This window comes from Erysipelothrix aquatica (genome assembly GCF_009828775.2).
Classification (GTDB): Bacteria; Bacillota_I; Bacilli_A; order Erysipelotrichales; family Erysipelotrichaceae; genus Erysipelothrix; species Erysipelothrix aquatica.
Genome location: NZ_WTSY02000001.1, coordinates 98094 through 121350, shown reverse-complemented (window position 1 = coordinate 121350; position 23257 = coordinate 98094). Strand labels below are relative to the sequence as shown.

27 protein-coding genes and 1 riboswitch are annotated in these 23257 nt (G+C 36.7%); all 27 genes read left to right on the top strand.

The annotated features are described in order from the left end of the window. Positions 1–142: 142 nt before the first annotated feature. The 27 genes from ybeY (at position 143) to GVV20_RS00445 (ending at position 23257) form a co-directional block, all read left to right on the top strand. On the top strand, positions 143–586 hold the full coding sequence (gene ybeY, locus GVV20_RS00575) for an rRNA maturation RNase YbeY (protein ID WP_159741051.1): 444 nt from the start codon (positions 143–145) through the stop codon (positions 584–586). After that, a complete protein-coding gene (locus tag GVV20_RS00570) occupies positions 561–929 on the top strand; it encodes a diacylglycerol kinase (RefSeq protein ID WP_159636458.1) in 369 nt (122 codons plus the stop codon). Before ybeY ends, GVV20_RS00570 begins: the two co-directional genes overlap by 26 nt. After that, positions 926–1321: a cytidine deaminase gene (gene cdd / locus GVV20_RS00565; protein WP_159641416.1), complete on the top strand. Its 396-nt coding sequence runs from the start codon at positions 926–928 to the stop codon at positions 1319–1321. Before GVV20_RS00570 ends, cdd begins: the two co-directional genes overlap by 4 nt. Next, positions 1321–2214, top strand: a complete 894-nt coding sequence (gene era, locus GVV20_RS00560) for a GTPase Era (protein WP_159636454.1) — start codon at positions 1321–1323, stop codon at positions 2212–2214. The genes cdd and era overlap by 1 nt, the downstream gene beginning before the upstream one ends. Then, a complete protein-coding gene (gene recO, locus GVV20_RS00555) occupies positions 2207–2911 on the top strand; it encodes a DNA repair protein RecO (protein WP_159741626.1) in 705 nt (234 codons plus the stop codon). Before era ends, recO begins: the two co-directional genes overlap by 8 nt. Positions 2912–2929: 18 nt before the next feature. After that, the gene (locus tag GVV20_RS00550) at positions 2930–4306 is read left to right on the top strand and encodes a glycine--tRNA ligase (protein ID WP_159741625.1); all 1377 of its coding nucleotides are present in this window, start codon (positions 2930–2932) and stop codon (positions 4304–4306) included. A 5-nt stretch (positions 4307–4311) separates the two neighbouring features. Then, positions 4312–6066 carry a DNA primase gene (gene dnaG / locus GVV20_RS00545; protein WP_159741624.1) on the top strand — a complete coding sequence of 585 codons (1755 nt, stop codon included), beginning with the start codon at positions 4312–4314 and terminating at the stop codon, positions 6064–6066. A 295-nt stretch (positions 6067–6361) separates the two neighbouring features. Continuing rightward, positions 6362–7444 (top strand): RNA polymerase sigma factor RpoD, encoded by a 1083-nt coding sequence (gene rpoD, locus GVV20_RS00540; protein WP_370456906.1) that lies wholly within the window; start codon positions 6362–6364, stop codon positions 7442–7444. 3 nt (positions 7445–7447) lie between these two features. After that, on the top strand, positions 7448–8086 hold the full coding sequence (locus GVV20_RS00535) for a tRNA (adenine(22)-N(1))-methyltransferase (RefSeq protein ID WP_159741714.1): 639 nt from the start codon (positions 7448–7450) through the stop codon (positions 8084–8086). A 14-nt stretch (positions 8087–8100) separates the two neighbouring features. Then, positions 8101–9438 (top strand): DEAD/DEAH box helicase, encoded by a 1338-nt coding sequence (locus GVV20_RS00530; protein ID WP_159812601.1) that lies wholly within the window; start codon positions 8101–8103, stop codon positions 9436–9438. A gap of 9 nt (positions 9439–9447) precedes the next feature. Next, positions 9448–11499, top strand: a complete 2052-nt coding sequence (locus tag GVV20_RS00525; protein ID WP_159741459.1) for a peptidoglycan D,D-transpeptidase FtsI family protein — start codon at positions 9448–9450, stop codon at positions 11497–11499. A gap of 65 nt (positions 11500–11564) precedes the next feature. After that, positions 11565–11714, top strand: coding sequence for a 50S ribosomal protein L33 (gene rpmG / locus GVV20_RS00520; protein WP_159636437.1), 150 nt, complete (start codon positions 11565–11567; stop codon positions 11712–11714). 25 nt (positions 11715–11739) lie between these two features. Beyond that, the gene (locus tag GVV20_RS00515; RefSeq protein ID WP_159741458.1) at positions 11740–12369 is read left to right on the top strand and encodes an MBL fold metallo-hydrolase; all 630 of its coding nucleotides are present in this window, start codon (positions 11740–11742) and stop codon (positions 12367–12369) included. Between the two features lie 53 nt (positions 12370–12422). Continuing rightward, positions 12423–13283: an ATPase, T2SS/T4P/T4SS family gene (locus tag GVV20_RS00510; RefSeq protein WP_159741457.1), complete on the top strand. Its 861-nt coding sequence runs from the start codon at positions 12423–12425 to the stop codon at positions 13281–13283. Next, positions 13252–14181, top strand: coding sequence for a hypothetical protein (locus tag GVV20_RS00505; RefSeq protein ID WP_159741456.1), 930 nt, complete (start codon positions 13252–13254; stop codon positions 14179–14181). The genes GVV20_RS00510 and GVV20_RS00505 overlap by 32 nt, the downstream gene beginning before the upstream one ends. After that, positions 14178–14471 carry a competence type IV pilus major pilin ComGC gene (comGC, locus tag GVV20_RS00500; protein ID WP_159741455.1) on the top strand — a complete coding sequence of 98 codons (294 nt, stop codon included), beginning with the start codon at positions 14178–14180 and terminating at the stop codon, positions 14469–14471. The genes GVV20_RS00505 and comGC overlap by 4 nt, the downstream gene beginning before the upstream one ends. A gap of 10 nt (positions 14472–14481) precedes the next feature. Further along, positions 14482–14745: a hypothetical protein gene (locus tag GVV20_RS00495; RefSeq protein WP_159741454.1), complete on the top strand. Its 264-nt coding sequence runs from the start codon at positions 14482–14484 to the stop codon at positions 14743–14745. A 535-nt stretch (positions 14746–15280) separates the two neighbouring features. Beyond that, entirely contained in the window at positions 15281–15499 is a 219-nt protein-coding gene (locus tag GVV20_RS00490) for a hypothetical protein (protein ID WP_159741453.1), read from the top strand. Positions 15500–15501: 2 nt separating this feature from the next. Further along, positions 15502–16059, top strand: coding sequence for an elongation factor P (gene efp / locus GVV20_RS00485; protein ID WP_159741452.1), 558 nt, complete (start codon positions 15502–15504; stop codon positions 16057–16059). Positions 16060–16186: 127 nt separating this feature from the next. Further along, positions 16187–16305: riboswitch (FMN riboswitch) on the top strand. Between the two features lie 44 nt (positions 16306–16349). Further along, entirely contained in the window at positions 16350–16871 is a 522-nt protein-coding gene (locus GVV20_RS00480) for an ECF transporter S component (RefSeq protein WP_159741451.1), read from the top strand. A gap of 145 nt (positions 16872–17016) precedes the next feature. After that, the gene (locus GVV20_RS00475) at positions 17017–17940 is read left to right on the top strand and encodes a hypothetical protein (RefSeq protein ID WP_159812605.1); all 924 of its coding nucleotides are present in this window, start codon (positions 17017–17019) and stop codon (positions 17938–17940) included. 14 nt (positions 17941–17954) lie between these two features. Further along, positions 17955–18605: a (d)CMP kinase gene (gene cmk, locus GVV20_RS00470; RefSeq protein WP_159741763.1), complete on the top strand. Its 651-nt coding sequence runs from the start codon at positions 17955–17957 to the stop codon at positions 18603–18605. 5 nt (positions 18606–18610) lie between these two features. Further along, positions 18611–19921, top strand: a complete 1311-nt coding sequence (gene der / locus GVV20_RS00465) for a ribosome biogenesis GTPase Der (RefSeq protein ID WP_159812607.1) — start codon at positions 18611–18613, stop codon at positions 19919–19921. Next, positions 19921–20913, top strand: a complete 993-nt coding sequence (locus GVV20_RS00460) for an NAD(P)H-dependent glycerol-3-phosphate dehydrogenase (protein WP_159741587.1) — start codon at positions 19921–19923, stop codon at positions 20911–20913. Before der ends, GVV20_RS00460 begins: the two co-directional genes overlap by 1 nt. A gap of 61 nt (positions 20914–20974) precedes the next feature. Further along, the gene (locus GVV20_RS00455) at positions 20975–21259 is read left to right on the top strand and encodes an HU family DNA-binding protein (protein ID WP_159636411.1); all 285 of its coding nucleotides are present in this window, start codon (positions 20975–20977) and stop codon (positions 21257–21259) included. A gap of 56 nt (positions 21260–21315) precedes the next feature. Then, positions 21316–22014 (top strand): zinc metallopeptidase, encoded by a 699-nt coding sequence (locus GVV20_RS00450; protein ID WP_236261739.1) that lies wholly within the window; start codon positions 21316–21318, stop codon positions 22012–22014. Positions 22015–22081: 67 nt separating this feature from the next. Next, positions 22082–23257: a hypothetical protein gene (locus GVV20_RS00445; protein WP_159741586.1), complete on the top strand. Its 1176-nt coding sequence runs from the start codon at positions 22082–22084 to the stop codon at positions 23255–23257.

Here is a 23257-nt window from a genome sequence, read left to right as displayed (position 1 = left end):
CTACTGGTTTTTTATATAATGAACATACTAAAAACAATTGGAAAAGATAACATCTCAAAGTGCCAAATAGGCATTTTCAGTGGGTGTTATCTTGTTTCAATGTGTTTTAGCCTGTGATATAATAGATTAGGATGTGATAATTATGCAAATAAACTTTATTAATAACAGTTCAGAGGCGTCATGGCGCGGATATCAAAAATATTTAAAGCCAATTCTGAAAGAAACGTTGCGTTTAACGGGTAATCAAGAACAGGTGAGTGTTAACGTCGTGTTGGTTGACGATGCTGAAATTCATACATACAACAAGGATTTTCGTGATATTGATAGACCAACCGATGTATTGAGTTTTGAAGATGGAGAAACTGAAGATGGAGTCTTCCAAATGGGAGACATTATCATTAGTGTTGATGCAATTCGACGCCAAGCAACAGACTATGAGCACACACTCAAAAGAGAGTTCTGTTTTTTGGTTGCTCACGGCTATCTACATTTACTCGGATATGACCACCATACTCCTGAGGAAGAGAAAGAAATGTTTGGGCTTCAAAAGGAGATACTCAATGACATCGCTCCAAAAAACGATTAAGCGCGGGGCATCAAAATTTGGTGCAGCATTCGCTGGAATAAAAGCTGGGCTTTTATATGATCGAAGCATTTTGCTTCAAGTCGTTCTTGGTGTAATTACTGTCATTGTTTTTGCACTTCTTGATATCAGTACAGTGGAGTGGTTGTTTGTAATTAGTGCGATTTTCATTGTCTTAATTACAGAATTTTTGAATTCCGCAGTGGAAGATTTATGTGACTTGCTCATTCAAAGTTACAATTTACATGTAAAGGAAATAAAAGATATTGCAGCAGCGGCAGTACTTCTAGCAGCAATATACGCAATTATAGTGGCCAGTGTTATTCTGGCGGGGAGAATCTTATGAAAGAAGAATTGATTGAATTAGCATTTGGTGCAATGGAAAATGCATATGCGCCATATTCCAACTACCATGTTGGATCATGCATTCGCACACGCGATGGGCAAACCTTCATTGGGGCAAACATTGAAAATGCTTCCTATGGAGCAACAAACTGTGGAGAGCGCTCTGCCGTATTTGCATGTTACTCACATGGTTATCGTGCGGATGATATTGTAGGGATTGCGATTGTAACCGATGGCGATATTCTAGCAGGCCCATGTGGAATATGTCGTCAAGTACTTTCGGAACTTCTTCATGAAGATACGCCAATTTATCTGTCAAACCGTAAAGAAACACAGACAACGAATATGCAAAATTTATTACCAATGATGTTTGGAAAGAAGGACCTTAAATAGTGAGTTTTAAATCAGGATTTATATCTATTATTGGACGACCTAATGCAGGGAAATCCACGTTAATTAATCAACTCGTAAAACAAAAAATTGCAATAGTTTCCGAGAAAGCACAAACGACACGCGATGCCATTATTGGGGTACTAACAGAAGAGGAATATCAACTTGTATTTATTGATACACCTGGAATTCATAAACCAAAGCATGAATTAGGATCACGTATGAATCGCGCATCATACGCTCACTTTAAAGGTGTTGATGTAATTTACTATATCATTGATGGGACCGAACCTTTTGGTAAAGGTGATCAGTTCGTTATGGATAAATTAGCAACAGTTAAACTTCCTAAATTTCTTATCATCAACAAAGTTGATGCGATGAGTGAAAATGATTTAATTGCGAAAATCAATCAATTTTCTGAATTTGGTTTCACTGAAATTATTCCAATTTCTGCAAAAGAAAATAATAATGTCGACAAGCTCTTAGAAGTAACACTTGATTATACGGAAGAAGGGGTTATGTATTACCCTAAAGACCAAGTAAGTGCCTATCCTGAACAATTTATTTACGCAGAAATAATACGTGAAAAAATCTTACAATTAACTGAAGAAGAAATTCCACACTCAGTTGCTGTAACGATCGAACGTATTGTGAAGAAAAAGAATTCGACACTTATTAATGCGGTAATTCTTGTTGATCGAATGTCTCAAAAAGGAATAATTATTGGAAAACAAGGGTCAATGATTAAAGAAATTGGATTGCGTGCTCGTGAAGAGTTAGAAACAATTATCGGTGAAAGTGTCTATTTAGAGACATTTGTTCGCGTTGAGAAAAACTGGCGCAACCGCAGTCGAATGCTAAATCAATTAGGTTATATCGAAACTGAGTATGAGTAACCAATCGAGTGATATTGGTTTTGTATTAAGTACGACACCATATAGAGAATTTGACTGTATGGTGCATTTTCTTGGGGAAAAGACTGGTCTCATTAGACTTGTTGTTCCAGGATACTATAAACCCACTTCAAAACAAGGAAGTTTGGGGTTAGAGTTTTCAAAAGTAAACTATCGTTTTAACTTTAAAGAAAACAGTTTAAATCGAGTCAGAACGGGAGAACTCTTAGAGAGTCATCACCAATTACGACAAAATTTTAAGTGGTTACTGCAAATGTCATTGATTTGTGAGATAATCATTCGGACCTATGATCCAAGTCATCATGACATTTTCTATGCAAGAATGGATAAAATTATGGGAAGTGATGCGACACAGATACAAATAATTTTAGCAATCACTGAAATAATTAGGCTCCAGGGAGTTTCTCCCAATGTCGATGCGTGTGTTCGATGTGGGGATACGGGAATTAATACATTCTCCATTGAGTACGGTGGTTTTCTGTGTGCTAAGCACAGTCCGTCGACACATAAAGATTCAAAAATGGTATTGGTTGCATTAAAAGGTCTGTTTGATAATCAAAATGTTGAAGCATATCTCAAGTCATTTGATACTACGCCACTACTAGAGAGACTTGTGCGCTATTTAGAATATCATTCTGATATGACATTAAATAGTTGGCAGCTCATGTTAAATGTTTAAATATTGAAAGGTGATATTATGAAGAATAAAAATTTTGAAACAGTCGTTAACCATGTACGAACTTCGGGATTTGTTTTCCAAGGAAGTGAAATTTATGGTGGTTTAGCAAATACATGGGACTTTGGACCATTAGGAGTTGAACTCAAAGAAAATGTAAAGAAATTATGGTGGGAGTCCTTTGTTTCACGAAACCCTTATAACGTTGGAATCCAATCTGCGATTCTAATGAATCCGCAGGTTTGGAAAGCAAGTGGCCACTTAGATACATTTAATGATCCACTCATGGATTGTCGCATATGTAATACACGTCACCGTGCTGATAAATTAATCGAAGATTTTAGTGATGTTGAAATAAATGCGGGAATTATGACTTTGGAAGAAATGGAAAACTATATCGAAACACATAAAGTTCCATGTCCAAAATGTGGTGGTCATGATTTCACGAAGATTCGCCAATTTAACTTAATGTTTAAGACATTCCAAGGCGTTATCGAGGACAGTTCAAATGCTATCTATTTACGTCCGGAAACTGCACAGGGAATGTTTGTAAACTATCGTAATGTTCAACGCTCAATGCGTAAAAAATTACCATTCGGTATTGCTCAAATTGGTAAATCTTTTAGAAATGAAATCACACCAGGTCAGTTCATTTTCCGTACACGTGAGTTTGAACAAATGGAACTTGAATTCTTTGTTAAACCAGGTGAAGACATTAAATGGTATGAGCATTGGCAAAAATTTGCGATGGATTGGTTGGTAAGTCTTGGTATAGATCGTGATAATTTACGAATTCGCGAGCATGATGCTGAAGAATTATCACACTACTCGGTAGCAACTTCAGATATCGAATACCGTTACCCATGGGGCTTTGATGAGCTTTGGGGTATTGCTGATAGAACTGACTTTGACCTTAAACAACACCAAGAACACTCAAAAGTAAGCATGGAGTATCATGATCCTGAAACTAACGAAAAGTATATTCCTTATACTGTTGAGCCATCATTGGGAGTGGAACGCTTGATGCTGGCACTTATGTGTGAAGCATACGATGAAGAAACGCTTGAAAATGACGATACACGTATTGTTATGCATTTCCATCCTAAAGTTGCACCAACTCAAGTAACAGTCTTGCCACTTTCAAAAAAATTAGGCGAAAAAGCGACTGAAGTGATGCATGAATTAATTGGCGATTTCGCATGTGACTATGACGAAACTGGAAGCATCGGAAAACGCTACCGACGTCAGGATGCAGTTGGAACACCATACTGTATTACAGTTGACTTTGACTCTTTAGAAGATAACCAAGTTACAATTCGTTTCCGCGATTCAATGGAACAAAAACGTGTAACGATTGATGAAGCTAAATCAATCATGAAACAAGAAATTTACGGGTGATGTAAATGCGGCGAATGCCAGAAGAACTCATCAACGATATCCGCTCAAAGAGCGATATCGTTGATACAATTTCACAGTATATGACGCTGACGAAAAAGGGCAAAAACTATTGGGGAGTTTGTCCTTTTCATGATGACCACGATCCATCGATGTCGGTTTCTCCCGATCGTCAAATTTATAAATGCTTTGTATGTGGTGCGGCAGGTAACGTGTTTTCATTTATAGAAAACTTTGAACATATTACCTTTATTGAATCAGTCACACGGGCTGCAAGCCGCCTTAACATAGATGTCTCGGAGTACCAAACGGTCAATGTTGTACCCAAGGACCCCGAAAAAGAAAAACTTTATGAGGCACTCAAAGAGGCGCAGCAATTTACTGCATTACAATTATCAACTAAAGATGGTAAAGAAGCACATGAAAAGCTGCAACAAAGAGGGTATACTCAAGCTACGATTGACCGCTTCGGCATCGGTGTAGCGCTTGGTAATAATCAAATATACAATTATCTATCTGCTAAAGGATTTGATGATGAATTATTGATTAAAGCGGACCTTGTCCGAATGACAGACGATGGGTTTAGAGATGTATTTTACAATCGAATTATGTTCCCTTTACATGATCCATACGGGAAAGCAATTGGATTTAGTGCCCGAGCTTTACATGATTCAAATTCCGTCAAATACATCAATACGTCCGAAACTGAAGTGTATACCAAGGGAAATATGGTCTATAACTTTCATAATGCGAAGGAATATGCGCGAAAAGAAGGATATTTAATCATTACTGAAGGGGTAACAGATGCGATTTCATTTAGTGCCATAGGCGTTGAGAACGTCGTGTCACTATTAGGGGTAGCTTGTACTCCACAGCAGATTAGAATCTTGAAGCAAGCAACTAATGACATCGTGTTAGCGTTTGACGGGGACCGTGCCGGTCTTGAAGCGACATTTGCTATTGGACAGAAGTTAAGAGATGCGCAATGTACAGTGTCAATATGGTATAATGATACAGGTATGGACCCAGATGATGCGATACGAAATCTTGGCCCAGAAAAAGTGAAAAGCGGTCTGGTAGACCGCATTGGTTGGCTCGATTTTCTAATTAGTTATGCAATTGGAAATTATGGTCTCGAATCATTTGAAAATCGTAAGCGTATTGTAGAATTTATGCTCGAACATTTACGAACCGAAGATGAATTGACCCAAAGTTACTACACGAAGAAAATTGCAGATATGACAAATTTTGAAGTAAGTGTTTTAAATCAACAATTACAAGCAAAAGTTCAAGCACCAATCCATCGACAGACACCCCTAGTTGTTCAGAGTAAAGACTTTAAAGTACTGATACCTGAGCGTGCTATCTTAAAGCAAATGTTGGAGTCGAAGGAAGCAGCATATCAATACCGTGACCAACTTGGATTTTTGGTCAATGATATCGCAACTGATTTTGCATTAATTATTCTTGATTTGTATCGTAAAAACGATGCAATAGAAATTGCTGATATCTTATCACATGATATTCAAGAAAATATGAGACAATTTGCAATAGAAATCGATTCGAGTGATGTTGTTGGTGACTACGATGTTCGCAGTCTTGAACAGAACATAGCGCTAATTCGCACTGAATTGAGTCGCCTTGGGATTCGAGGGCTAAAAGATGAAGGGCGGAAGCAACTTCAACTTGATGAGCAACAAAGGCTTCTTGAAGCTGCAATACGATTAAAAAGAGAGAATAATAATCAAGGAGGAGAGAATTAGTATGACACGTAAAAAAATGAAAACACTTGATGAAGTAAAAGAGTTTTTTATTAAAGAAAATGAAAAGCAAGGTGCCTTACTGAATGCTGTTGTTGAAAAATCGACAAGTCATTTATCACTAAGTGACGAAGATAACGAGGAATTGTTCCAATGGTTTAGCGATAACGATATTCGTTTAGTAGATGAAATCGGCGAAGCAGAAATTTCTGAGGAAATGATTGAAGACGATGATGAAATTGCTGAAGAGTATCTTGGTGAAGATGGCGAAGATGGCGAAGGGCCATTCGACGATTCAATGAACAAAGTTGATCTCAGCTCCTATGAAAATGAATTAACAAGTGCCAACATGGTTCGTATTAATGATCCAGTTAAAATGTATCTCAAAGAGATAGGCCGCGTTAACTTACTCGATGCGAAAGATGAGCCAGAAATTGCACGTCGACTCCAAGAAGGGGAAGAAGCACGGGTTCTCATTATAAATATTTATCGCGAGCGCTATGCACCAGATGTAACCGATGAAGAATTTGATGAATTATTAACGACAATTAAAATTGAAGAAATATTTGAAATTTTAAAAGAACATTTTGTTGATGATGAAGCAAACCTTGCTTATATCGAAAACTGTGAAACTACTTATTATGACGGACTCGAAGCACGCCGTATTTTGATTTCAGCAAACTTACGTCTTGTGGTATCGATTGCTAAAAAATACGTTGGTCGTGGTATGTTGTTCCTTGACTTAATTCAAGAAGGAAACATGGGGCTTGTTAAGGCTGTTGAAAAATTTGACTATACTAAAGGCTTTAAGTTCTCAACATACGCAACATGGTGGATTCGCCAAGCAATCACACGTGCGATTGCTGACCAAGCGCGTACTATTCGTATCCCAGTTCACATGGTGGAGACTATCAATAAATTAACACGTATTCAACGTTCATTAGTCCAAACATTAGGACGTGAGCCAACAGCAGAAGAAATTGCCGCTGAAATGGAAAATATGACACCTGATAAAGTACGCGAGATTCAAAAAATTGCACTTGATCCGGTATCGCTCGAAACCCCAATTGGTGAAGAAGATGATTCACATCTTGGTGATTTCATTGAGGATAAAGATGCGATGTCACCAGATGACTATGCAAATAATCAACTCTTAAAAGAAGAAATTAATATGGTTTTAGAGGGTCTTACTGAACGCGAAGAAAAAGTCCTACGTCTTCGTTTTGGTCTTGAAGATGGCCGTACTCGTACGCTTGAAGAAGTTGGTAAAGAATTTAATGTCACACGTGAACGGATTCGTCAAATCGAGGCAAAAGCGCTTCGTAAATTGAAACATCCAACACGCTCAAAACGTCTTCGTGACTTTGTTGACAAACGATAATTTATGAAGTTATCGCAACGATTACAAAGACTCTTAGATATGGTTCCTGAAGGATCACGAATGGCAGATATTGGGACTGATCATGGGTTACTAATGATCAAATGTCTTGAAGATGGCATTTGTGACTTTGCCTACGGACTCGATATTGCCCCGATGCCTTTGGATGCAGCACGTCAAAACGTCGTGAAGCATGGTTATGAAGATGTGACGGAGCTTGTTTTAAGCGATGGTCTCAAATCGTTTAAAGGGCTTGCAAATTGTTATGTTGCTGCTGGTATGGGAGCGGAAACGATTTGGGAAATTATCAAAGAATATCCATTTAAGGATAACGATGTAATTTTGATACAGTCTAATACTAAGAATGCATGGTTTCGGGATATTGTGTCACAATCGGGGTTTACGATTGTTGACGAAGCGTTTCTAATGGAACGCGATATCCCAGTCTTTATGATGAAGCTCCAAAAGACCGGAATTGCTGTCAACCTAAGTTATGAAGAGATGACTCTCGGTCCAATTCTTATGAAGAATCTGGATACTAACTACAAGAAATATCTGATGGGACGTAAAGACCATCTGGATCGCATCAAGCAACATGACTTGACGCTTGAAGAAGAATTTCAATTATTAAACAAAATTGTATAGAAAGGAGTGTTAGTATGAATAATATCAATAAAGCACTAATTAAGAAAAATGGTTTTAAATCATTAACATCAGTTCAAGAAAAGGTGCTCGACCAAATCTCAAAAAAACGTGACTTGATTGTAAAATCGGACACGGGTACAGGGAAAACACATGCCTTTCTATTTGCGATTTTAGAACTTATTGAAGTAGATTTAGAACAAACACAAGCAGTAATACTCGCGCCAACTCGCGAATTAGCAATGCAAATTTTCGAATTTTCGAAAGATATCATGGAAATCGATGATCGTTATACCATCGATTTAGCCATTGGAGGTATGGACAACTCACGTTTACGTAGTAAACTTGAAAAACAACCCCATATTTTAATTACAACTCCAGGAAAACTTTTAGATATACTATCGTGGAATGTTATTCGTATGGACTACATCAAAGCTTTTATTGTTGATGAAGCCGATATGATGCTTGACTATGGATTTATTGAAGAAGTAAACACTATTGCGTCACGAATTAAAGATGATGCGGTATTTATGTTGTTTAGTGCGACAATTCCGCAAGGATTACGTGCATTTATTAAAAAATATTTGAAAAATCCAATTGAAATTGTTTCTGAGGAAGAAGTTCTTAAACCTCGAATTGAACATATTTTAATTAATCAACGTCATCGTGATATGAATGAGGCAGTTCTTGATGTTCTTGGAAGCATTAATCCATTACTTGCCATTGTATTTACCAATACAAAAACACAGGCAACTGAGATTGCTGCATATTTACGAGATTATGGTATTGATTGTGTTGAAATTCATGGTGATGTGAGTGACCGCGGACGTAAACAAGTTATTAGCCGAATTCATAGCAAAAAAGTTCGTTACATCGTTGCAACTGATTTGGCGGCCCGTGGTATCGATTTACCAGAGATTAGCCATGTTATTAATGCAGGATTACCAACCCATGATTTGGACTTCTACACACACCGTACAGGCCGTACAGGCCGTAGTGGTCGTGAAGGGTTTGCGATTAGTATTGTTGGACCTAAAGATCAAAGTTCGGTTACACGTTTGATGAAAACCGGTGTGAACTTTGAATATAAACGAATTCGTGATGGTCAATTGGATGATGTCCGTCCTTGGTACAATATTCAGAAACGTACAAAACAACTTGATCCTGAAGTTGTTCAAATTCTAAACCGTAAAAACGTTAAAGTTAAACCGGGTTATAAAAAGAAACGAAAACGTGAAATTGAATCACTAATGCAAAAGAAACGTAGAGATATGATTCGAAACGAGATTCGTGAGCAAAAGAAAGAACGTGCTAAAGAACGCCAACGTGAACGTGAGACTTACGAAAATTCATAGGAGGTAGTTATGGATCGTCGAAGACAAAAAGATAAAGTCAAAAACTACAGTGGTAGTAGTGAACATTTGAAAAAAGATCTCAATATCAAAAAAGTCATCGATGTCCGTTTACAGATATTTATGATTTTGTTGGCGGCAATTGCCGGAGGTTTGATTTATCGTCTTTATACGATTCAAATCGTTCAAGCAGATCATTATGCAAACCTATATGAGAAATACCAAACACCACCACTTTACTCTCAAACAATGCGAGGTGAAATGGTGGACCGTAATGGTGTTAACTTAGTTTCAAATCAAGCTAAAAAAGTTATTGTTTATGACCGACCAAGAAATACATCTGCGGATGATCAATGGGATGTTGCAAAACTGTTTGCCAAAACTTTCAATATCCAACATTCATTGAATGAAGATGATAACAAGGTACTATGGCTAAGACTAAATGACTATGGTGAAGATTTAGTTACTGAAGAAGAATACAAGTCGTATACAAAAGGAAACATGACTAAGGAAGAGTATGATGAACTTATAAAATCACGCATTACTCCAGATCATTTGAATACACTTACAGAAGAAGACAAAGCAACTTTTGAAATTCAAGTAAAGATGAATAATGGTCAACTGGGTCAGTCGTCTATCGTGTATGAAAATGCAACCAACGAACAGATATCATATCTTGCTGAACATTCAAATGATTTTCCAGGGTTTAGCTATGATACAGAGTGGGAACGTGTCTATAACGAAACGGTTGATATCAAGAATTTATACGGATCGCTTGGAGATATTCCCGAACAAAAACTTGACACCTACATTGCCAAGGGATATCAAGCAGATGATGAGGTCGGTGTTTCGGGACTCGAGTATCAATATGAAAACGAGTTATCAGGTATTGATACACAATATGAGTATCAATCAGGAACAAAACAATTGCGCTCTGAAGGGCGCAAGGGTTATGGTTTAAAACTTGCCTTGGATACAGATCTACAAAAGTTTGTAGAAGCAGAACTTACCAAAAGAATTACGGATGTTAATAAAGATCCACAACGTACAGCTATGGATCAAATGCACATGATTGTTTCAGACCCACGGACAGGAGATATTCTTGCAATTGCTGCAATGAAGGAAAATAATTCAAGTGGTGAAATGAAGTATTGGAATGATATTCAAAGTACAATGCTTTCAAACGGAACTTTTGCTGTTGGTTCGACTGTCAAACCGGCAACAGTATATATGGGTCTATCCGAAGATGTAATTCAACCGAATGAATTAATTCACGATGCACCGATGAATATCGGAGGACTGATTCGACATTCATGGAAAGATGGAATTGGCAATGTTGATGCGCGTTCGGCGCTTCAAATGTCAAGTAACATCTACATGTTTAATGTTGCAATTCGCCTTGGCAATGCAACATACGTACCTGGAAGTTCACTAATTTTCCCAGATGGACCAGCAACATATGACTTAATGCGTTCATACTATTCTCAATTTGGTTTAGGGGTGCCAACTAATGTTGACTTCCCACGTGAAGAAATTGGATACATTGGATCTCGTGAAGCTGATAGCAAATTACTCGAACTTGCTATTGGTCAATATGATACCTATAATGTCATGGAATTGAATCAATTTGTTGCAACCATTGCAAATAATGGAACGAGAATGAAACCACGTCTTGCGACAGGAACATTCAACCAAGATACCAAAGCAATGGTTAGTGAAAACACTCCTCAAGCATTGAGTACGCTTGATGATCTCGAATCGTTGCGTGTTGTTCAAGAGGGTATGAGACTTTATATTTCCTCTGGAGAAGGGTATGCCTCTGGAAAAGAAAACTACAAATCAGCTGGCAAATCTGGAACGGCTCAAATAAGTTCTGACGGCATTGAATTACGAAATAGTACGTATATCGGATATGCTCCTTATGAACAACCAGAAATCGCGGTAAGCTGTATTGCACCTAAATCTGTAACTGAAGCACAAGCGACGCGACAAACAATCGCTAACGAATGTGGGTATGCAACACATGCTGTTATGGATTACTATATGGCACGTAAATCACAATAATTTAGTATAGGCATTGCAAATAAAGTATGGTATAATGTCTAGGCTATGAGTAAATGGAGGTAATTATGAGAGCACAAGCTATTTTAAAATGCACAGAGTGTGGCGAAGAAAACTACTACACATCACGTAACAAAAAAGTCCAATTAGAGCGTATGGAAATCAATAAATATTGCCCACGTGATCGTAAACACACTTTACATAAAGAGAAAAAATAAGTCGTAAATCGACTTTTTTTCTATTATGAAAATAACGAAACAAGTAATGGGGTATGTTGAGACCAATACATACTATCTTGAAATTGATAATAAGGTAGTTGTAATTGATCCATGTATGGACCCGCATAATAACGCTCAACGTTTATTGAAACCACTAGAAGGTAAAGAAGTCATTGCAATTTACCTTACCCATGGACATTTTGACCATATATCTGGTGTTGATGCAATTGCTGAAATATATAAGTGTCCAGTCTTTGTATTTCATGAAGAAGCACACTATTTAACGAACCCCAATGTTAATCTCTCAAATCAAATGCCTGAATCTGTTGTTCTGACTTCGGATTTTGAGACATTTTTTGAAGAACCACAAACGGTCGGACCGTTTAGTTTTGATGTTATCAAGACTCCAGGTCATACAAGTGGTTCGGTGAGCTTTATTTTTGAAGAGGATGCCATTGTCGGTGATTTTATATTTAAAGGAACCATTGGACGTACTGATTTACCTACGGGAAGTATGGCAATGATGAATGACTCTTTGAAGATGTTTATTGAAATGTTTGAGGATGAGCAAATAAATCTTTATCCTGGACATGGTGATATCACTGATTTAGAAACCGAAAAATTTAGCAATCCATTTATTCAAAAAATAAAATAGCCGTAAGGCTATTTTATTTTAGGTGAAATTAAAAAACAAGTGTATTTAGAAGTATGACTAAAATAGAGATACAATTCGACCAACTTATTAAACAGTGTGTTCAACATCGAATCAGTGATATTCATATTTATGGGTCGGAATCACAGAAAGAGATAATTTTACGGAAGCATAAGCAAATGATAAAGAAAGTAGACGACATTGATCCGAGAGCGTTATTTATCTATTTGAAGTTTATTGCAGGTTTTGATGTTACAAACCCCAATCCGCAGACAAAGGTATTCCATTACTATATTGCTGAACAAGAACTTCAAATACGGTTTGCGGGCATTCACAATTCAAATAAATACAGTGGCGTTGTTCGAGTTTTAAACATAAACGATAGTGATCTTTGGACTGACTTATGTCCCTTTGAAACGATCCGTTGCAAAATTCATAAAATCATACAAAACAATTGTGGCATACTCTTGTTTGTTGGCCGAACTGGAAGTGGGAAATCAACGAGTATGTTTTATGCACTATCTCAACTCAGGACCAAGCAAATCTATACCTTAGAGAATCCGGTTGAACGAATCAACGAACGGTGGATTCAAATCGATACAGATTGTATTGGTACTCATCTAACACAACTGCTGCGACATGATCCTGACATTATTGTCCTTGGAGAACTAAGAACAGTTCTAGATATATCCGAGTTAATACGTGCAGGACTCAGCGGGCATATGATTGTAGCAACAATGCACGCATCAACGTTACAACAGGCATTACGAAGGCTCGCTGATTTGGGAGCATGTAAGGAAGATCTACGTGAATTATTGGAAGGCGTTGTACTTCAGGAAATGAAGATGGATGCTAATGGAGAGGTGAAGGTTGTTTTTGAAATGTTTGATAAAGAAGAAATTAGAGAAAATCTATAAGCAACACCGATTGAAGATGCAAAGCGAAGAGATTTTGGAGTCTTTAAAAAACGGTATGAATATTCAAGATATCAATACACAGTATGGGTGTAACTTTACTTCACTTGAGACACTTTATGAGTGTTTGGATGCAAAAGGTGAAGGTATTGTTATAAATCCCTTTATTAGTTTAAAATCTTATGTGTTTTGGATTAAACTCAAACAAAAAATTTACAACGAAATTGTGCAGAAAATTGCTTATCCAATTCTTCTTCATGTAGTGTGTGTTGTGATGATTAGCATTTACTCGAATCAGATAAAGTACCAAATAAGCGGTCTTTTGGAAGATAGTGCATTGAGTAGTGCTAGTATCGAAAGTGTATCCAATCTGTTTACAATCATTTTAGCAATACACTGCATCGTGGTTGGAGCAATTTCATGTTGTTATTTTAGTCATCGTGCTTATCCAACGCTAACTTTAATCTTAATTAACAAATTATCCCGGACATATCGACTCATGGGCACGATACGGATTATTGATATTTATAGTAATAGCACACTATTTGGAATCTCATTTCATGACACGTTTTCATCACTAAAAACCTCGAACTGTGAGATTCTAAAATGGTATGGATATCACATTCTAGACAATTTAGAAGCTGGGAAAAGCATCCAAGAAATATTTTCGCATGATATTTTTGACAAGGATTTAGGTAGATACTACGTATTCAAACAAAATGTTTTAAAGCAAAAAGAAGGGCTAGATTTCTACATGCGGCATGCTACAAAGAAACTTACTAGGTGTTTTAGACGCGTAATCTTGACTTACAAACTGCTTGTATATGGTTTTGTGATATTAACGGTGTACGGATACTATCAAGTAATGTTGATTCCAATCAACTTGATGGAGGGATTATGAAAAAAGGATTTACATTGATAGAAATGGTCTTGGTTATGGCAGTAATTGTTGTGTTGTTATTGCTAACAATGCCGAATATTCAACGAACATTGAATGTAATTAATGAAAAAGGATGCGATGCGCAACTAAAAATAATCGATGCGGCTATTTTACAGTGGCAATTGAAGCATGATGGAGTTCCTGTATCTATTCAAGATCTCGTTACAGATGAGTTTATAACAGAAAGGCAGACACGATGTTCTGATGGAAAAAATATTGAAATTGTTCAGGGCCAAGCGACAATACAGTAATGGATTCACGATGATTGAATTATTAATTGTACTGAGTTTTGTTGTTTTTGTTACAACGATGGTCAGTCATCATCAAATTTTCAAGGGATTACCGTATGCAAACAAAGGGATTCTCACACGTCAAGTTGAGGCGATGTACAAACTGAGACGTAAGTATGTTACTGCAGATGTGTGGTTTAATGCTAACGGAAATGTAAATCATGCAGGAGATTTTGATTACAACAACAAAAAATGTACGATACAACTTGGTTTTGGACGGTATCGTTGTGTATAAAGGATACATAATAGTTGAGCTTCTTTTGGCAATTTTGATACTTGGAGGTGTTTTAAGGTTAATCGTCGATGTTTTCAAGCTGGTTTCACGTTAGTTGAGTGCATGATAGGTTTTACAGTGTGGGGACTTATCACCATATTAATTCATCAAACTCTCATATTAATGGTGAAAATTCACCGTCCAACAATATACCCAATTTCAGTATTTAAACTGCAGCTAACGCAACTCATTAACCGCGCAAGCAATGTTAATGTCGAGAATGGTATTTTATCTTTTTCTTTTGATGAGCAACAATTTGCTATTTCATGCAAGGACTCACGGGTAGTCAAAGAACCAGGATATGAAATTTTAATTGATGAGGTAACAACATGTCAAATTGATAGGAGTCTTATGAATGTGTGTACAAAAGATAAATGTGAAGCGATGTCAACGCGGCATGATTTTAATACATAGTCTTATATTTTTGACAGTTGTTTGCTTCTGGATTAAACGGGAAGTTTATATATCCAAAGAGTATTATGAAACCGTAAGTTTTATGGAAAAGATTGAAAAGCGACTAAATATTGAAAAAGCAGTCTTTAATTTCTTTAGAATAAATCCTGAAAGCACCGTATATACGGATTATGGAAACCAGCTTACTGCTGAAAAAATTGATAATAAAATCTACATAAATACAAATGGAGATATCCCATATAGATTAGAGTATGGTATAATGAAAGACGAAAGTTTCAAACTTTACATAACGGAGGAATAAATATGATTTCATCAAACGACTTACGTTCTGGAATGTCAATTTTACATGAAGGCAATCTTTATGTAGTTATTGATACATCACACAATAAAACAGCACAACGTCAAATGATTATTAAAGCAAAAGTACGTAATATGCGTACAGGTTCAGTAACTGAACTCAGCTTCATCGGAGGAGACAAGATTGAGCAAGCGCACGTTGAAAAACGACCTATGCAATATCTGTACGATGCTGGTGATATGATCGTGTTTATGGATAATGAAACATATGAACAAACAGAAATCGATAAAGCTCGCCTCGAGTGGGAATTGAATTTTATGAAAGAGAATTCAGAAGTAACAGTTGTAGTTTATGAAAGTGAAATTCTAGGAGTTACACTTCCAGAAAAAATTGCACTTACAATTACACAAGCGGAACCAGCAGTTAAAGGTGACACAGCTACTAACGCACAAAAAAATGCAGTACTTGAAACGGGATATGAAATCCGAGTTCCATTATTCATTAGCGAAGGTGAAGTTGTTGTTGTAAATACTTCTGACGGAAAATACTCAGGACGTGCATAATTAATTAAAAAAGACCTTTATTACACATAGATACAGGTCTTTTTTTATATTTGTAAAAAACTATTAAAATCATTACGTAAGAAAGAGTATAAGTGTAGACAAATAAGTGTTGAGTTCATATAATTACAATGTACTTCAGGGCAGGGTGAGATTCCCGACCGGCGGTAGACCCCGCGACCCATCAATGATGGTTGAATTGGTGAAATTCCAATGGCGACAGTATAGTCTGGATGAAAGAAGTTGTTTTTTCATGTCGCCTTGAGTCTTATTTTTTCACAAGGAGGACAAAAATGAAAAAATTAAGCACTCGAATTATGGTGAAGATATCAATACTTACAGCAATGTCGGTGATATTTTACTATTTTGAATTTAGGGTTATCCCTGGTTCGCCATTAAAAGTTGATTTGAGCGATATACCAGTCTTAATTGGTGCATGGTTAATGGGACCACTTGCAGGTTTTATGATCGCGTTTTTGAAAAATTTAGTTCACTTTCTAACAATTTCAAGTGATGGAAATATTGCTGGAGAACTTGCAAACTTTGGATTTTCGGTATTACTCATGCTTCCGGTGGTGTTCATTAAAACCGATCATAAATTCAAGAATGTGATACTAATGATTGTTTCTGTTGTCGGCGTTTCTCTTATCATGAACGTGTTCAACTACTATGTAACATTTCCTTTATATGGGTTAGACCAATCGAATGCATGGGAGATACTAAACGCTGTTTACTTACCATTCAATATCGTTAAAGGTACCATACTTATGGTCTTGTTTATGCTTATTAAACCAACATTAAAAAGAATTCAATAGGACTCCGGTCCTTTTTTTTTATGAATGCATGGAAAAATTTGTTATAATAGATAAAGGTCATGAAGCAATTAAAATAACTTATGTAACTAATCCAATCATTAGTGACTTTTAATATGCTATAATTTATCAAAGGAGTGATATTGTCATGAAATCTCGCGTTCAAAAAAATCAAGCACTACATGAGGCATTGTCTTCAAATGCAGAGAGTGGAATCGAAAATTCAAATCTTTCACAATTTGCTAATCGATTAAATCAAATTGATGATCAGTTTAGAAAAATGGATGAAAACGAACCAAAAGTCGACCATGAACCAACTCGGGCGCGTCAACATATTCCAACACAAAGTGAACCAGTTGAACCCAACACATTTGACACATTTGAGAATACATATTTAAAAGAGTTTTTAAATGAAGTTAAAGAGTACAATGTTAAAAAAGGGTATCGTGATGAAGGCAATACACAGTCCAATATCTTTAAAGAACTTGACATTGATACCGAAACAATTCAAAAAATCAACCCAGACATTATGCAATCGGTTATCAATGAAATTGATCCAAGTCTAAAATCAGATGCTGATATACTAGAAGAAACACGTGTTTTCCGTGTTGATTCACTTCAAGATGAACATAGTGTTCCAGATTTAGAAAAGACAATTTCAATGGCCGTTCATGAGATGGCGCAAGATGTTGATACTCCTGCGGATAATCAAGTGGCTAAAACACAAATTCAAGAAACTGAAGTGGATCCTGCTGTCGAAGTATCTCAAGACGATTATGTTGATGTTGCACCAATAGATGAAGTTGTTGAATTGGATATTGATATGATAGACGATAAATATGAAGAGAGCTTAGATGAGGTTGGATCATTTAATTTTGACTCAGAAAAATTCAAACGAGAATTATTAGACCAAACACAAACGTTACAACACAAAATTATAGATCAAGAACGTCATATTGAGGAAATCAGTGATACGATGGTTAAAACGAATCGTATGATGAATGTCGTTATTTCACTTCTTGTCTTAGCAATTTTTGTTGTTATTATTTTAATATTGATTCAAAAAGTATAATTAGAGGTGAAAAAGTGATTAATATAGCAATTGATGGGCCGAGTGCATCAGGAAAAAGTACGATCGCAAAGCGGTTAGCAAAAGATTTAGGATATACACATATTGATACTGGTGCGATGTATCGTGCAGTAGCATTTGAGTGTATTAGACAAAACGTGGATCTCGAGGATGAAGTAGCTTGCTTTGAGGTTGCTATGAAAACAGAAATAGAACTTTCGCCAGAAGGTTCTATCTTTGTGAATGGCAAAGACGTGAGCAATAATATTCGTACTGATGAAGTGTCTCAAGGTGCTTCAAAAGTATCGAAATTTGCAAGAGTACGTGAGTTACTTGTTGCTAAACAACGTAAAATGGCTGAAAAGAAGGGATTTGTGATGGATGGTCGAGATATAACCTCCGTTGTACTTCCAGATGCTGAGATTAAAATTTTCCAAACTGCGGACGTTACTGTACGTGCTCAGCGAAGATTTGAAGAGTTATCAAAAAAAGGATTCGATGTAGAGTTCGATACCTTATACAAAGAATTAGTGGATCGAGACTATCGTGATATGAATCGAGAAGAATCACCATTAATTAAAGTTGAAGATGCAATTGAAATTGATACAACCTATCTCAGTGTTGATGAAATTGTAGCGTTAATTAAGAAATATATAGAGAGTAGGTAGTAAAAATGATAGATGGAGTTGTTGCGATCGTTGGTCGCCCAAATGTAGGGAAATCCTCATTGTTCAACCGTATCATGGGTGAGCGATTATCAATCGTTCATGATGAAGCAGGAGTCACACGAGATCGCTTATACGGAAAAGCAACATGGTTAACTAAAGATTTAAGATTTATCGATACAGGTGGAATTCAAATCGAGGGACAAGCATTCGCTGACGAAATTCAAATGCAGGTCGATATCGCTATTGATGAAGCAGATGTAATTGTTTTTGTCGTAAGTGGAATGGAAGGTCTGACTAATGATGACCAGCATATTGCCCGTTTATTACGTGAAACGAATAAACCTGTTATTGTAGCTGTCAATAAAGTTGATGATATTCAATTTCAAGCAGATATTTATGAATTCTATGCACTTGGTTATGATGAGCCAATGGCAGTAAGTAGTTTGCATGGAATTGGTGTTGGGGACTTACTTGACACAATTATTCGAAAACTCCCTGAAAAGGGTCTAACAATGTATGAAGATGAATTAAAGTTTTCAATTATTGGTCGTCCAAATGTTGGGAAGAGTTCACTTGTTAATGCAATGCTTAACCAAGAACGTGTAATTGTTTCTAATATTGAGGGAACAACTCGTGATGCTGTTGATACACCGTTTAGATTTCACGATAAAGATTATGTCGTTATTGATACAGCAGGAATTCGTAAGCGCGGTAAAGTATACGAAGACGTTGAAAAGTACTCAGTCTTACGTGCGATGAGTGCTATAGAACGATCAGATGTAGTTTTATTTGTATTGGACGGAGAGCAAGGAATTCGTGCTCAAGATAAGCACGTTGTTGGTTTTGCGCACGATGCAGGAAAACCTATCATTATCGTTTATAACAAATGGGATACAGTCGATAAAGAAGAAACACTGATGGATGATGTGCGCAAGCAGGTTGCTAGTGAATTCTTATATCTTTCATATGCACCAATTGCGTTCGTATCGGCTCTAACCAAAAAGCGTGTTCATACATTGCTACCTCTTATTGATCAAGCGTATGAAAATAGTAAACGCCGAATAGGAACAAGCGTGCTAAATGAAGTTATTCAGGATGCAATTCGTTTAACGCCACCTCCATCACACCATGGAAAACGTTTAAAAATTCTGTATACATCACAGGTTGCTACAGCACCACCTACGTTTGTCGTGTTTGTAAACGATCCAGAGTTGTTACACTTCTCTTACAAACGTTATCTAGAAAATGCTTTACGTCGTGCGTTTAACTTTGATGGTACGCCGATTCGTATTTTAGTCAGGAAGCGAGGAGCATAATGAAAATTGGGATTATTGGTTCAGGAAGTTGGGGAACCGCATTAGGACAAGTTCTTGCTGATAATCAACATGAAGTTCTCATCTGGGGGCGTAAGCTGGATGAAGTTGTTGATATACATCTGTACAGCCAAAACGAAACATATTTTCCAGGTATTAAATTGAATGAATCTTTGGATGCAACACAAGATTTTGAAGAAGTAGTAAATGCCGATGTCGTATTACTCGCAGTACCGACAAGTGCTGTTGAAGAAGTCGCGAAGCGTTTGAATGAAACATTAACGCGACCAGTCACAATTATTAATGTCGCCAAAGGGTTTCATCCTGAGACTCATGAGCTCTTAATTGATGTGATTGAGCGAGTGGTTGATGCTGAAAAGCGTCTTGGAGTTGTTAGTTTAATTGGGCCTTCCCATGCTGAGGAAGTTGTATTACGTGATTTGACAACAATTAATGCGGTATCTTTAAATCAAGATGCTGCAGAGCTTGTACAGAATCTTTTTTCAAATGATTATTTCCGTGTCTATACTAATAATGATGTGATTGGAACGCAGGTTGGTGTTGCAATTAAAAATATCATTGCGATAGCAAGTGGATGCTTGCAAGGATTAGACTATGGGGATAATGCTCGTGCTGCTTTAATGACACGTGGTCTTGCAGAAATGACACGTTTTGGAGTTGCATTAGGTGGAGAAGCAGAGACTTTCTTAGGGCTTTGTGGGGTTGGAGATTTGATTGTAACAGCTACAAGTCAACATTCACGAAATTTTCAAGCTGGGTTTATGATTGGAAAAAACAACTCATCCCAAGCATTTTTTGACACAAATGACAAGACTGTAGAGGGTGTTTTTGCAGCTAAAGTTGTCCATAATATGGCGAAATCAATGAATGTATCGATGCCAATCACAGAAGAGGTCTATAAAGTCGTCTTTGAAGGCAAAGAGCCAGTCACCGCAATTCGTGAATTAATGCAACGCGATTTAAAAGCAGAGTAGCTTTAACTTGTGTTTTAAGCAGTATAATGATATTATTTCAATATGAAATGGAGGTTTCAATATGAGTGAAACATACAACAAAAAGTTATTAGGGGAAGCAATTGCAACAAACCTAGACGTAAGTAAGAAACAAGCTAATGAGTTTATTGATGCATTCTTAGATGAAGTCAAAAAAGTCTTAGAAGAAAAAGGTACAGTTGATCTTGCAGGGTTCGGTAAATTTGAAGTTCGTCACCGCGCAGCACGTGATGGTTTCAATCCACAAACAAAAGAAAAGATCCGTATCGAAGCTTCATACAGTGTAGGGTTCAAACCTGCAAAAGCATTAAAAGACGCAGTTAAATAATAATTAATTGAGGAGCGATGCTCCTCTTTTATTAATAGAAATTTGGAGATTAATTTATGATGCCATATCTTTATTTTAATCCCGTAGGTATGGGTTTTATTCTAATTGCTGCAATTTTATCATTAGTTGCACAAATGTTTGTAAAATCTAACTATAGCAAATATAGCAAAGTTAAAACTATGGGATCAATGACGGGTGCTGATGTTGCACGCCGTATACTTGAATTGAATAATATTACAGACGTTGAAGTGGTTCAATCAAAAGGCGGGGTCTTAAGTGACCATTATGATCCTACAAAGAAAATTGTAGCCCTTTCACCAGATGTATATAAAAATAATTCAATTGCTTCAGTGTCTGTTGCAGCCCACGAAGTCGGGCACGCTATTCAACATGCGGAAGCATATGCTTTTATCGGAATAAGAAACAAGTTGTTGCCTTTGGCAATTACAGGTAACAGTATTTCAATGATTGCAATCATGATTGGGATTTTTGCGCAAGATACTACGATTTTCTATGTCGGAATTGGAGCCTTATTATTGATGGCTGCGTTCCAGTTGGTGACACTTCCAGTTGAGTTCAACGCTTCTGCAAGAGCCTTGAAGATTTTAGATCAACAAGCAATTTTAACCCAAAATGAGCTTCCTGGAGCTCGCAAAATGTTATCAGCAGCAGCATTAACATATGTTGCAGCTTTAGTAGCGACACTAATGTCGGTGCTAAGATACATCGCAGTTTTTAATAGCAGAAAAGACTAGCATGAATATGCTAGTCTTTTTTTATGATTAGGTGAGCAGATAGCATATTTAAGATAGAGGTGACGTAATGAAACGATTCACGAGTATCTTTATCATGTTAGTTTGTTTCTTTTTTTCTCATTGTACTTCGATAAAGGTTGTAGCGGAACGTCAGAGTTTTATGCATGAAGTATCAAACATCCAATTGAATGAAACAGGGTTAGTGATAGAAGGGTGGGCATTAGTACGAAATCGGACTCACTTATTGAATGATAAAACACATTCATTTAAATTGGAATTAAGAGGGAATGCGCATTCAATGTGGGAGTCAGGTACGGTTGAAGATGTTTCGCTAACGGATTTGATGGAATATCGTGGTTATCCCAAGTGTAACTTTTTCGAAAAGTATAAAGCGGATTGCAATTACGACTATGAGAACGTTGGGTTTAAATTTGAAGTTCCACTGTCAAAACTAAAAATTGATGATTACTCAATACGAATTCATATGAGTGTAGCAAGCACCGGTGAAAATTTTTCGAGTCGAGTCAACTATTTAAACGAAAGTGACATTGTGCACAAATCTAAAATTCTATCCTATACACTAAATAGTGATTTTAGATATCAAAATATTAAAATCATACATCCCACAGTGGTTGCTAGGGCTAAACCATATTTGAATTTTCAAACGCCAACTGTTCAATATGAAAATTGCTCACAAAACTATGGAAGAGATAGTTTTTACACGCACAATAGCTCTTTTAAGAAAATTAAGAGTGTTCGGCCAAACGGCCTGGTAAAAGCAATCGAACTTGGTGTTCGTCTGGATAGATGTGATGGTTTGCGTAATCGTGTTGTAGAAGGTGATGAAAAGAAAGCTTTCGTACAAAGTAATTTTGTATCGTATCCACAAGATAAAGGCTTAACATTAAGTATCGTTTCACTTAAAAGTGATCCTGTAATCATAGCTCCTGATTTAACGGTATTACAGTATGATACGATTGATGTAATGCATAATGTAACTGCTAAAGGCTACGATAACGAATCAGTAACGCATCTGGTTAAGCCAAGTCAATCATCAGTCAATACGCGTATACCCGGCAAACAAAAAGTAAAGTATCGTTTTGATAATCATAGTGTTAAAAGAACAATTTTAGTTCTCCCAATCAAGAAGAGATATCGTTATATATCGAATGAAAACATAAACCAACTTATCTTATGGAATCAAAAAGAGTTTAATAATGAGCTCCAAAAGTTGGTAAAATAA